We start from the raw sequence: 12351 nt of genomic DNA, 5'->3' as shown, positions 1-12351 counted from the left end.
GCCTCTACGCCGTCAATCGAACAGGCTGGATCGGATCCGGCGCGCGTGATGCAAAACGCCTCGGATCTCGACCGCTTCAATAGATACCGTGTAGTAGACGACGTGTGCTTGGAAACGGAACCGTCGCAGTCCCGCTCGAAATTCGTCGGCTGATTGGTCGATTGCAGGGAAGTCCGAGAGCAGCTCGAAAGTTCTGATCAGTCCGGACGCGTAGGCGTCCGCCTGATAAGAACCGAAATGCGTCTCTGTGTAGGCGTAGATCTGTGCGAGCTGGTCGCGCGCGCACGAATGGTCAGGCGATAGCTACCCACGGCGCGCCGCAGCGCGCTGCCGGGCGGCCACGATAATATCTTCGGCAGTCTCGTCGGTGAACCTCTCGCAATCGGGATGCGCGAAGAACTCTCGGTAGCGAGCGATCTGCTCCTCGCGGCTCAAGCCATTCCACTCCGCGAGTTCCGCATCACTGGGCGGCAACGCAGAAGGCACGACACCGATCTTGGTTTGCGACATGGGGTTGTTCCCGGAAAACGGCCCGAAGGGGCTGCCTACTCAAACATAGCAACTTTCGGCTCATTTTGCGAGGTCAGCTCCCTCTCCTCGTTCTTACGGGGAGAGGAGCTGACCATGTTGTGACGGCGTTTGATCTCAGGCTTCCTCCTCATGCTCGGCCTGCGATAGCTCCGCGAGGGCGAGGTCGCCGGAGTCGGCCATGCGGGCCTTGGCGATGGTTCGGACATGCGCGGCGAGGGCCGGCATGCGGGCGATCAAGGCGTGGAAGTCCTGGGCGTCGAGCACCAGCAGCCGTGTCTTTCGGGTCGCCGTCACGGTGCCGGAGCGCTTGGTTCGGTGGAGGAGCGCGATCTCGCCGAAGAAGGTGCCGTCGGCGAGCTTGACGCATTGTGTCGGCAGCGCGATCTCGACCTCGCCCGCGGTGATGAAATACATCGATGACGCCGCATCGCCGCGCCGCACCAGCACCTCGCCGGACTCGATCGTGCGCGCGCGCAACAGGCGCATGATGTCGGCGATCTCCGAGGCGTTGAGATGCGAGAACAGCGGCACCTTGGCGAGCATGCCCCAGGTGACGACGAAGTCGCGCCGCTTGATCTCCTCGGCAAAGGCGGTGGAGATGATGGCGACCGGCAGCGCGATCATCGCGAAGCCCCAGATGATCGCGACCACCGTGATGATGCGGCCGAGCGGCGTCACCGGCACGACGTCGCCATAGCCGACGGTGCCGAGCGTCACGATCGCCCACCACATCGCATGCGGGATGGTGCCGAACTTGTCCGGCTGCACGTCGCGCTCGACGGCGTAGAGCAGCGAGGCGAACAGCAGCACCGCGCCGGCCAGGATCACGAGGCAGCCGACCAGCGTGCGCCGCTCGGCCTGCACGGCCGACAACAGCGAGCGCAGCGCCGGCGAATAGCGCACCAGCTTGAGGAACGGCAGCACGATGCTCACCGCTTCCAGGCTGCGGTCGCCGAGCAGGAGCGCGATTCCTGCCGGCACGAAGGACAGCAGATCGATGATCCCGAGCGCCGAGAAGGCGTAGGCGAGCCGGTCCTGCCACGGCGACTGCCGCCGCGGCATGTGCCCGGCGACGCTCCAGAGCCGCGCGACATATTCGGCGGCGAACACGACCAGCGCGGTGATCTTGATCAGCCGCAGCGGCCAGCCGAAGCTGGCGGCGATGTCCGGGTCCGACGCCAGCACCACGGCCAGCACGTCGAGCGTGATGACCAGCACGATCAGCTGGATCAGGCGCGAGCCGTGCGTGCTCGGCAGATGGTCGTGCTCGAGCAGCTCGTAGAGCCGGTCCCGCAAATCGGGATCGCGCATGCGATCGGGATCGCGAACGCCCTCGCCCGGCCCGAGCGGCGGCACGATCAGCCAGCCTTGCTGATCGCGCTCTCGATCGCGGCCAGCGCAGCCTCAGCCTTGCTGCCATCGGGGCCGCCGGCCTGAGCCATGTCGGGACGGCCACCGCCGCCCTTGCCGCCCAGCGCCTCGGACGCCGCACGCACCAGCTCGACCGCGTTGAAGCGCGAGGTGAGATCGGCGGTCACGCCGACCACGACGCCGGCCTTGCCGTCCTCGCTGCGGCCGACAATGGCAACGACACCCGAGCCGAGCTGCTTCTTGGCCTCGTCGACCAGCGACTTGAGATCCTTCACCTCGACGCCATCGACCGCACGGGCCATCAGCTTGATGCCGGCGACCTCGCGGATGCCGGAGGCAGCTCCGCCCGCCGCCGCGCCGCCGCCCATCGCGAGCTTCTTGCGCGCATCCGACAGCTCGCGCTCGAGCTTCTTGCGCTCTTCCATCAGCGCGGTGATGCGCGCCGGCACCTCGTCGACCGTCGTGCGCAGCTCGGCCGCGGCCGCCTTGGCGAGCGCGAGATTGTGGTTGGCATGGGCGCGGGCGCCGCGCGCGGTCAGCGCCTCGATGCGGCGGACGCCGGAGGCCACCGCGCTTTCGGAGGTCACCGCGATCAGGCCGATGTCGCCGGTGCGCTTGACATGCGTGCCGCCGCACAGCTCGACCGACCAGCCCATCGCGTTGGCGCCGTGGTCGCGCGCGGCATGGCCCATCGAGACGACGCGGACCTCGTCGCCATATTTCTCGCCGAACAGCGCGCGAGCGCCGGCCTCGCGGGCATCGTCGAGCCCCATCAGCCGGGTCGTGACCTCGGCATTCTCCAGCACGACGTCGTTGGCGATGTCCTCGACGCGGGCGAGCTCCTCCGCCGTGATCGGCTTCGGATGGACGAAGTCGAAGCGCAGCCGGTCGGGCGAGACCAGCGAACCACGCTGGGCGATGTGGTCGCCGAGCACCTGGCGCAGCGCCTCGTGCAGGATGTGGGTGGCCGAATGATTGGCGCGGATCGCGGAGCGGCGCGAATGATCGACGTCGAGTTGCAGCGCGGTGCCGGGCTTGAGCGTGCCCTGCTCCACGGTGCCGATATGCGCGAACAAATCGCCGGCCTTCTTCTGGGTGTCGGTGATGCGGACGCGGACGCCCTCGCCGGTCAGCACGCCGGTGTCGCCGACCTGGCCGCCCGACTCGCCGTAGAACGGCGTCTGGTTCAACACGATCGCGCCGCTCTCGCCGGCCTGGAGGCTGTCGACCTCGGCGCCGTCCTTGACCAGCGCCGTCACCGCGCCCTCAGCGGTCTCGGTCTCGTAGCCGAGGAACTCGGTGGCGCCGAGCTTCTCGCGCAGCGGGAACCAGACGGTCTCGGTCGCCGCCTCGCCGGAGCCGGCCCAGGCTGCGCGGGCCTTCGCCTTCTGCCGCTCCATCGCGTCGGTGAAGGAGGCTTGGTCGACGCTAATGCCGCGCGACTTCAGCGCGTCCTGCGTCAGGTCGAGCGGGAAGCCGTAGGTGTCGTACAGGGTGAAGGCGACGTCGCCGTCGAACATGTCGCCCTTGGAGAGCGAGGCCGACTTCTCGTCGAGGATGGCAAGCCCGCGCTCCAGCGTCTTGCGGAAGCGGGTCTCTTCCAGCCGCAGGGTCTCCTTGATCAGCCCCTCGGCGCGGATCAGCTCCGGATAGGCCTGGCCCATCTCGCGGGTCAGTGCGCCCACGAGCTTGTGCATCAGCGGCTCGCGCGCGCCGAGCAGCTGGGCGTGGCGCATCGCGCGGCGCATGATCCGGCGCAGCACATAGCCGCGGCCCTCGTTGGACGGCAGCACGCCGTCGGAGATCAGGAACGACGAGGCGCGCAGGTGGTCGGCGATGACGCGCAGCGACGCCTTCTGCGGGCCCTGCGGGTCGGCATTGGTGAGGTCCGCAATCGCCCGGATCAGCGCGACGAACAGGTCGATGTCGTAATTGTCGTGCTTGCCCTGCAGCACCGCGGCGACGCGCTCCAGGCCCGCGCCGGTGTCGATCGACGGCTTCGGCAAGGGATTGCGGACGCCGCCCTCGAGCTGCTCGTACTGCATGAACACCAGGTTCCAGATCTCGATGAAGCGGTCGCCGTCCGCCTCCGGCGAGCCGGGCGGGCCGCCCCAGATCTTGTCGCCATGGTCGTAGAAGATCTCCGAGCACGGGCCGCACGGACCGGTGTCGCCCATCTGCCAGAAATTGTCCGAGCCGGCGATGCGGATGATGCGCGACTCAGGGAGCCCCGCGATCTTCTTCCAGAGCCCGAACGCCTCGTCGTCGTCGATATAGACGGTCGCGGTCAGCTTGTCCTTGGGGAGGCCGAACTCCTTGGTGACCAGCTTCCAGGCGAGCTCGATGGCGTTCTCCTTGAAGTAGTCGCCGAAGGAGAAGTTGCCGAGCATCTCGAAGAAGGTGTGGTGCCGGGCGGTGTAGCCGACATTGTCGAGGTCGTTGTGCTTGCCGCCCGCGCGGACGCATTTCTGCGACGTGGTGGCGCGGTTGTAGGGCCGCTTCTCGACGCCGGTGAAGACGTTCTTGAACTGCACCATGCCGGCGTTCGTGAACATCAAGGTCGGGTCGTTGCGCGGCACGAGCGGCGAGGACGGCACGATCTCGTGGCCGTTCGCAGCGAAGAAATTGAGGAAGGTCGACCTGATCTCGTTGACGCCGCTCATAGCAATCCAATCGAAGAAGTCCGGGAATTCGGCGGCATTGCTTTTAGACAAGCGGCCTTCACGTGTCCAGAAACTGTGCAGAAACATCATGGGGTTGCTGCACGGCTCCTAAAGCTGGTTGAAAGCCATGGTGACGCGTTGACAGCTCGGGTGAGCTGGTGTTTTGTCGCCGCACTGACGACAGTCGCGTCGGGAGAGACTGGTCTTCTGAGGTTCTGGTTGAACTTCAAGGGCCGGCGCCGAAGGAGCAACCGCCCCGGAAACTCTCAGGCAAAAGGACCCTCGCGACTTCAACTGCATCTGGAAAGAGACGCTGGCCGGGCCTGGTCCCGGGAAGCGTCCGCCGACGGGATAATACTCTCAGGCACAGCGACAGATGGGGCTTCGGTGTTTTTCGGGACTGGTCCCGAGGAACCGCGCGAGGACCCCTGATGGCTGAACCGGCTGCTGCAACCTCTTCTTCCCCTTTAAAGCGAACGCCGCTGTATGCGCTGCATGTCAGCCTCGGCGGCAAGATGGTGCCGTTCGCGGGCTATGAGATGCCCGTGCAATACGCGCCCGGCGTGCTCAAGGAGCACCTCCATACCCGCAGCCGCGCGGGCCTGTTCGACGTCTCCCACATGGGCCAGGTCGCGCTGCTGCCGAAATCGGGCAAGGTGGCTGACGCCGCCGCCGCGCTGGAGCGGCTGGTGCCGCAGGACATCATCGGCATTCCGGCTGGCCGGCAGCGCTACGCCCAGTTCACCAATGCCGAAGGCGGCATTCTCGACGACCTGATGGTGGCGAATTTCGGCGAGCATCTGGTGCTGGTCGTCAATGCCGCCTGTAAGGAGGCGGACATCGCGCTGCTGCGCGACGGCTTGTCCGACGTCTGCGAGGTGCAGCCGCTGACAGATCGGGCGCTGCTGGCGCTGCAGGGGCCGAAGGCGGCGAGCGTGCTGGCAAAATTCTGTGCAGAGGCCGAGACCATGCGGTTCATGGATTCGGGACCGCGCATGGTCGACGGGCTCGCCTGCTACGTCTCGCGCTCGGGCTATACCGGAGAGGACGGCTACGAGATCTCGGTGCCGGCCGACAAGGCGGAGCAGTTGGCGGAAGCGCTGTTGTCCGACAAGGACGTGCTGCCGATCGGACTCGGCGCCCGCGACAGCCTGCGGCTCGAAGCCGGCCTCTGCCTGTACGGCCATGACATCGACACCGGCACCACGCCGGTCGAGGCGGCGCTGGAATGGTCGGTGCAGAAGGTCCGGCGATCAGGCGGCGCCCGCGCCGGCGGCTTTCCGGGCGCGGCGAAGATCCTGGCGCAGTTCGACGGTGGCGCGGCCCGACGCCGCGTGGGCTTGCGGCCCGAGGGCCGCGCGCCGGTGCGCGAGGGGGCGGTGCTGTTCGCTACTGCTAACGGCAGCGAGCCGATCGGTAAGGTGACCTCCGGCGGCTTCGGGCCGACGCTGAATGCGCCGGTCGCGATGGGCTACGTGCCGTCCGCCCTCGCCGCGCTCGACACCCAGCTATTCGCCGATGTGCGCGGCCAGCGGCTTCCGCTGCGCGTCGCCGCCACGCCTTTTGTCCCCAACACCTACAAACGTTGACCCCTTAAGCGCTGAAGGACGTCCATGACCACGCTCTACACCTCCGACCATGAATGGCTCAGCATCGAGGGCGATGTCGCCACCATCGGCATCACCGACTACGCCCAGGCGCAGCTCGGCGACGTCGTGTTCGTCGAGCTGCCGCAGGTCGGCCGCGCGCTGAAGAAGACCGAAGCCGCCGCCGTCGTCGAATCGGTCAAGGCCGCCTCCGACGTCTACGCGCCGATCACCGGCGAGGTGGTCGAGGTCAACCAGGCCATCGTCGACGAGCCGGCGCTGGTGAACACCGATGCCGACGGCAAGGCCTGGTTCTTCAAGCTGAGAATCGCCGACAAAAGCGAGCTCGGTGGCCTGATGGATGAGGCCGCCTACAAGGCGCACACGGCGTGAGAGCCGCGGCGCGGCGGCATAGACCAGAGTCATCGCTCGGCTCGACCGGGCGCTCCAGTCCGCCGCGCCCCTCCGCCTGATCTCGACCGCAACGAATACTGGATGCCCTGCCTCCGCGGGGCGTGACGAGGCCCAGAGGATTTGCTCATGACCACGCCGCTCAAGCCGCTCGACGATGCCGCCACCAGCTTCGCCCGCCGCCATATCGGTCCGTCTCCCCGCGATGTCGCGGCGATGCTGGAGACCGTGGGGGCAAAAAGCGTCGCGGAGCTGATGGCGCAGACCCTGCCCGGCTCGATCAGGCAGGCCACCCCGCTCACGCTCGAGCCGGCCATGAGCGAGGTCGAGGCGATCGGCCACATGCGCGCGCTGGCGGCGCAGAACCGGGTCTTCACCTCGCTGATCGGCCAGGGCTATTCCGGCACGGTCATGCCGGCGGTGATCCAGCGCAACATCCTGGAGAACCCGGCCTGGTACACGGCCTATACGCCGTACCAGCCCGAGATCAGCCAGGGCCGGCTGGAGGCGCTGTTCAACTTCCAGACCATGATCTGCGACCTCACCGGGCTCGACGTCGCCAACGCCTCGCTGCTCGACGAGGGCACCGCGGCGGCGGAAGCGATGGCGCTGGCCGAGCGTTCGGCGCGAGCGAAGACCAAGGCGTTCTTCGTCGATCACAACGTGCATCCGCAGACCTTGGCGGTGCTGCGCACCCGCGCCGAGCCGCTGGGCTGGCAGCTGATCGTCGGCGATCCCGCCAATGATCTCGATGGCGCCGAGGTGTTCGGCGGGCTGCTGCAATATCCCGACACGACCGGCGCGTTGCGCGATCCGCGCGGTGCCATCGCCAAGCTGCACGACAAGGGCGCGCTGGCGATCCTTGCCGCCGATCTCCTGGCGCTGACCGTGATCGCCTCGCCGGGCGAGCTCGGCGCCGACATCGCGATCGGCTCGGCGCAGCGCTTCGGCGTGCCGATGGGCTATGGCGGACCGCACGCCGCCTATATGGCGGTGCGCGATGCGCTGAAGCGCTCGCTGCCCGGCCGCATCGTCGGCCTCTCCGTCGACTCGCGCGGCGCCCCCGCCTATCGCCTGGCGCTGCAGACCCGCGAGCAGCACATCCGCCGCGAGAAAGCGACCTCGAACATCTGCACCGCGCAGGTGCTGCTGGCGGTGATCGCGGCAATGTACGCGGTCTATCATGGTCCGGAGGGGCTGAAGGCGATTGCGCGCACGGTGCATCGCCGGGCTGCGGTGCTGGCGGCCGGCCTGCGCGAGCTGGGCTTTGCGCCCACCAGCGACGCCTTCTTCGATACGGTCAGCGTCGAGGCCGGCGCCAAAGCCACTGCGATCATCGCGCAGGCGGAAGGCGAGCGGGTCAATCTCGGCCGCAACGGCAGCCGGTTGCGTATCGCGCTCGACGAGACCACGACGGCCGATGTCGTCGAAGCCGTCTGGCGCGCATTCGGCGGCGAGCTGTCCTACGCTGACATCGAGGCGGAAGCGCGCGACGCTGTCCCGGTCGAGTTGAAGCGGCAGCGGCCGTACCTCACCCATCCGGTGTTCCACGCGCATCGCTCGGAGACCGAGATGCTGCGCTATCTGCGCAAGCTCGCCGACCGCGACCTCGCGCTCGACCGCGCGATGATTCCGCTCGGCTCCTGCACGATGAAGCTGAACGCCACGACCGAGATGATCCCGCTGACCTGGCCGGAATTCGCCAGCCTGCATCCGTTCGTGCCGCACGCGCAGGCGGCCGGCTATCACGCGATGTTCGCCGATCTCCAGGACTGGCTGTGCCGGATCTCCGGCTATGACGCGGTGTCGCTGCAGCCGAACTCCGGCGCGCAGGGCGAATATGCCGGCCTCTTGGCGATCCGCGGCTATCACGCCGCGCGCGGCGACAGCCATCGCACGATCTGCCTGATCCCCTCCTCCGCCCACGGCACCAACCCGGCCTCCGCGCACATGGTCGCCATGGAGGTCGTGGTGGTCGGCTGCGACACGAACGGCAATGTCGACCTCGCCGACCTCAAGGCCAAGGCGGAGACGCATAGCGCAAAGCTCGCGGCGATCATGATCACGTATCCCTCGACGCATGGCGTGTTCGAGGAGCACATTCGCGACATCTGCGATATCGTCCATGCGCATGGCGGACAGGTCTATCTCGATGGCGCCAACCTGAACGCGCAGGTCGGCCTCGCCCGCCCCGGCGACTACGGCGCCGATGTCAGCCATTTCAATTTGCACAAGACGTTCTGCATCCCGCATGGCGGCGGCGGCCCTGGCATGGGGCCGATCGGCGTCAAGGCGCATCTCGCGCCGTTCCTGCCGGGGCATCCCGCCACGGACGCCGCCAGCGCGCATCCGGTCGGACCGGTTTCGGCAGCGCCCTATGGCTCGGCCTCGATCCTGACGATCTCCTACATCTACATGCTGCTGATGGGCGGCGAGGGCCTGACCCGCGCCACGGAGATCGCCATCCTCAACGCCAACTACGTCGCGGCGCGGCTCGATGCGCATTTCCCGGTGCTCTATCGCAACGAACGCGGCCGCGTCGCGCATGAGTGCATCATCGATCCCAGACCGCTGAAGCAGACCAGCGGCGTCACCGTCGACGACATTGCCAAGCGGCTGATCGACTACGGCTTCCATGCGCCGACGATGAGCTTCCCGGTCGCCGGCACCTTGATGATCGAGCCGACCGAGTCGGAATCCAAGGCCGAGCTCGACCGCTTCTGCGACGCCATGATTGCGATCCGCAAGGAGATCGCCGAGGTCGAGCAGGGCCGCTTCACAATCGAGGCCTCGCCGCTGCGACATGCGCCGCACACGGTGCACGACATCGCCGATGACGACTGGACCCGCGCCTATCGCCGCAGCGAAGGCTGCTTCCCCGCGGGCACCTCGCGCACCGACAAATATTGGTGCCCCGTCGGCCGCGTCGACAACGTCTATGGCGACCGCAATCTGGTATGCTCCTGCCCGCCGGTCGACGATTACGCGCAGGCGGCGGAGTAGGCCGCCTCGGGCGCACCCCAATCAACCGGGCGCCACGGCTCGCGGCAGTCAACGCCGTCAGGTCCGTCAAGCTCCGGAGCGATCAGCGCCGCATGCCAACGCCAGAGATTGGCGTTCGTCAATTCGGTGCCGCCCACCAGCGCCGGATCGGGTTGTGGCTGCTGTAATCCTGCTCGCCCGCCAGGATGGCCTTGCCGAGCGATGTCAGCGACAGCGTGCTCGACTGGTAGCGCGCGAAGCGGTCGCGGCTGTCATGCATGTCGACCGAAAACGGCCATTCGGCGAGGCCCGAGATGGCCGGCGTCGGGGCAAGCGCCAGGCGGTCGAGCAACATGCCTCCCTCCCAATAGTCGTAGACGCGCCGTTGGAAGCGCTCCCGGTGATGCGGCAGCAGGTCGAAGGGGCGCCGGTAGCCCGCCGACAGCAATTCGAGCATTCTCAGCTCGGACGCGCCGAGACCCGTCGCAGCACCGGGAAGCTCGTCGAGCATCTCCTGCACCGCGCGCCGAAGCTGCGGCAGGATGCTGAGATCCTGCTTCAACAGATCGAACCAGGCTTGCGGCGTCGGCGCCCGAAACGCCTGCCAGGCCAGATGCCCAAGATCGAGATGGTCTCTCGTAAGCACGACACCTTCAATGGTCCGGCCGGCCGATCGTCCCGATGAAGCCTCGAAGACCGGCGCCTCGAGATGCCGCAGGACGATCTTCGACGCGATCTCCCCATGAAGGCGCAGATAATCCAACAGCCAGATCAGGACCAACTGATCGTTCGGCCGCGTCGCGATCCAGAGCTCGACGCTGTCGCAACGGTCGACAAGCTCGAGAAGACCGTGCCCCCGTCCGCCCACCGCCATGAAGTCACGACGCGAGGCAAAATCCAACCAATGACCCCTCTTCCGTCGCGCGGCACGCTCCTGGAGATGGGCCGCGAGCTCGGCATCGGCTGGCAGTGGTCCCCACACGAACCGATGGAGGATTGGCACCACCAGGTCGGCGAAACCGCCTCTCCGAAGCGCGCCGGCGCTGGGATCATCGGCCGTTACAATCAAGCGCGTCATGCGGTCGGCTCCGGCACGGCCTGATGGTCCAACACCTTCGCGATCGGATATCGACGCCAAGAGCTGGCGTCGGAAGGCCCGGTCCAGCAGCGCGGATGCGGTCCGCACGCGCGCTGTCAGTTGTTCGGATGGGAGACCGTGTCCGGTGTCCGGAAAAACACGCTCAATCCATCTGGAGACTGCCGCGGCCCAACAGGCTCAGGCTCAGGAGGCGCAGGCTGATCGGCGCAGATAGGGGACGCGTAGATCTAAGATGCACAGATTGACCAGAGCATCAGCAACTGCATGCGGGCTCCGGGCCGCCGACCTCCGACGTCCCGGGCACCCGCAGCGTTCCTAACCCTACTCCTCCGCCGGCTCCTCGCTGTCGCCGTCGTCGCGCTCGGCGTTGCCGGCCAGGATCTGCTCGGCGATGAGGCCGGAGTTCTGGCGGATCGCAGCCTCGATCTTGGCGGTCATGTCGGGGTTGGCCTTGAGGAACGTCTTCGAGTTCTCGCGTCCCTGCCCTAGCCGCTGGCTGTCATAGGAGAACCAGGCGCCGGACTTCTCGACGATGCCGGCCTTGACGCCGAGATCGAGGATCTCGCCCATCTTGGACACGCCCTCGCCATACATGATGTCGAACTCGACCTGCTTGAACGGGGGCGCCAGCTTGTTCTTGACGACCTTCACGCGGGTGGAGTTGCCGATCACCTCGTCGCGCTCCTTGATCGCGCCGATGCGGCGGATGTCGAGGCGGACCGAGGCGTAGAACTTCAGCGCGTTGCCGCCGGTGGTGGTCTCCGGCGAGCCGTACATCACACCGATCTTCATGCGGATCTGGTTGATGAAGATGACCATCGTGTTGGACTTGTTGATCGAGGCGGTCAGCTTGCGCAGCGCCTGGCTCATCAATCGCGCTTGCAGACCGGGCAGCGACTCGCCCATCTCGCCCTCGAGCTCGGCCTTCGGCACCAGCGCCGCCACCGAGTCCACCACCATCACGTCGACCGCCCCGGAGCGCACCAGCGTGTCGCAGATCTCCAGCGCCTGCTCGCCCGTGTCCGGCTGCGAGATCAGCAGCTCGTCGATGTTGACGCCCAGCTTGCGCGCATAGACCGGATCGAGCGCGTGCTCAGCGTCGATGAAGGCGCAGATGCCGCCCTTCTTCTGCGCCTCGGCCACGGTGTGCAGCGCCAAGGTGGTCTTGCCCGAGGATTCCGGCCCATAGATCTCGACGATGCGCCCCTTCGGCAGGCCGCCGATGCCGAGCGCAATGTCGAGCCCGAGCGAGCCGGTCGACACCGTCTCGACATCCATCGAGCGATCGTTCTTGCCCAGCTTCATCACCGAGCCCTTGCCGAACTGGCGCTCGATCTGGGACAGCGCAGCGGAGAGCGCCTTACTCTTATCCATGGAAGAACCTTCGACGATACGCAGGGCGGTGGCGGACATTGGCGCTCCTTATGGCGGGGATTCGCGGGATGGACAAACGGTTAACGAGGTCGGCCAGCAATCTTGAGGTGAATGTACTCCATCTGTTCTTTGTTCGCAATATGTTCTTTCGACTATCCGCACCCATTCACAGCTTCGGCAACGTGCCAACGCAGCCGCCTCGACGAGCATCGGCCAGAGCGCCGCGACGACATCAGCACAGTTCCAGCGTCTCACGCCGCGAACGCGGCAGGCCAGGATGCAACTAAAAATTGCGGGATGCGCGACGCGCTTGCGCCGGCTCTCGGGTTCTGCT

At 66.8% G+C, this 12351-nt stretch carries 9 protein-coding genes and 1 riboswitch; of the genes, 3 read left to right on the top strand and 6 right to left on the bottom strand.

The features are described from left to right. Positions 1-12: 12 nt before the first annotated feature. The 4 genes from ACVILH_RS18150 to alaS form a co-directional block, all read right to left on the bottom strand. Positions 13-261, bottom strand: coding sequence for a type II toxin-antitoxin system RelE/ParE family toxin (locus ACVILH_RS18150; RefSeq protein WP_456717018.1), 249 nt, complete (start codon positions 259-261; stop codon positions 13-15). A 42-nt stretch (positions 262-303) separates the two neighbouring features. Beyond that, the gene (locus ACVILH_RS18145) at positions 304-510 is read right to left on the bottom strand and encodes a hypothetical protein (protein WP_456714099.1); all 207 of its coding nucleotides are present in this window, start codon (positions 508-510) and stop codon (positions 304-306) included. A 135-nt stretch (positions 511-645) separates the two neighbouring features. Further along, positions 646-1887, bottom strand: coding sequence for a cyclic nucleotide-gated ion channel (locus ACVILH_RS18140; protein ID WP_456714098.1), 1242 nt, complete (start codon positions 1885-1887; stop codon positions 646-648). A gap of 2 nt (positions 1888-1889) precedes the next feature. Then, the gene (alaS, locus tag ACVILH_RS18135; protein ID WP_456717017.1) at positions 1890-4565 is read right to left on the bottom strand and encodes an alanine--tRNA ligase; all 2676 of its coding nucleotides are present in this window, start codon (positions 4563-4565) and stop codon (positions 1890-1892) included. A 180-nt stretch (positions 4566-4745) separates the two neighbouring features. Further along, positions 4746-4857: riboswitch (glycine riboswitch) on the top strand. 139 nt (positions 4858-4996) lie between these two features. On the opposite strand from alaS, the gene gcvT reads away from it, so the two are divergent. The 3 genes from gcvT (at position 4997) to gcvP (ending at position 9565) form a co-directional block, all read left to right on the top strand. Continuing rightward, positions 4997-6154, top strand: coding sequence for a glycine cleavage system aminomethyltransferase GcvT (gene gcvT / locus ACVILH_RS18130; protein WP_456714097.1), 1158 nt, complete (start codon positions 4997-4999; stop codon positions 6152-6154). Between the two features lie 24 nt (positions 6155-6178). Then, positions 6179-6544, top strand: a complete 366-nt coding sequence (gcvH, locus tag ACVILH_RS18125; protein WP_456714096.1) for a glycine cleavage system protein GcvH — start codon at positions 6179-6181, stop codon at positions 6542-6544. A 147-nt stretch (positions 6545-6691) separates the two neighbouring features. Then, a complete protein-coding gene (gene gcvP, locus ACVILH_RS18120; RefSeq protein WP_456714095.1) occupies positions 6692-9565 on the top strand; it encodes an aminomethyl-transferring glycine dehydrogenase in 2874 nt (957 codons plus the stop codon). 118 nt (positions 9566-9683) lie between these two features. On the opposite strand, the gene ACVILH_RS18115 is transcribed toward gcvP, so the two are convergent. Both ACVILH_RS18115 and recA read right to left on the bottom strand, forming a co-directional pair. Beyond that, entirely contained in the window at positions 9684-10730 is a 1047-nt protein-coding gene (locus ACVILH_RS18115) for a DUF1835 domain-containing protein (protein WP_456714094.1), read from the bottom strand. A 234-nt stretch (positions 10731-10964) separates the two neighbouring features. Further along, the gene (recA, locus tag ACVILH_RS18110) at positions 10965-12056 is read right to left on the bottom strand and encodes a recombinase RecA (RefSeq protein WP_456714093.1); all 1092 of its coding nucleotides are present in this window, start codon (positions 12054-12056) and stop codon (positions 10965-10967) included. Between the last annotated feature and the right edge of the window lie 295 nt (positions 12057-12351).

The sequence above is a fragment of the Bradyrhizobium sp. USDA 4353 genome (assembly GCF_054063215.1).
This window is presented reverse-complemented; position numbering and strand designations above follow the sequence as displayed.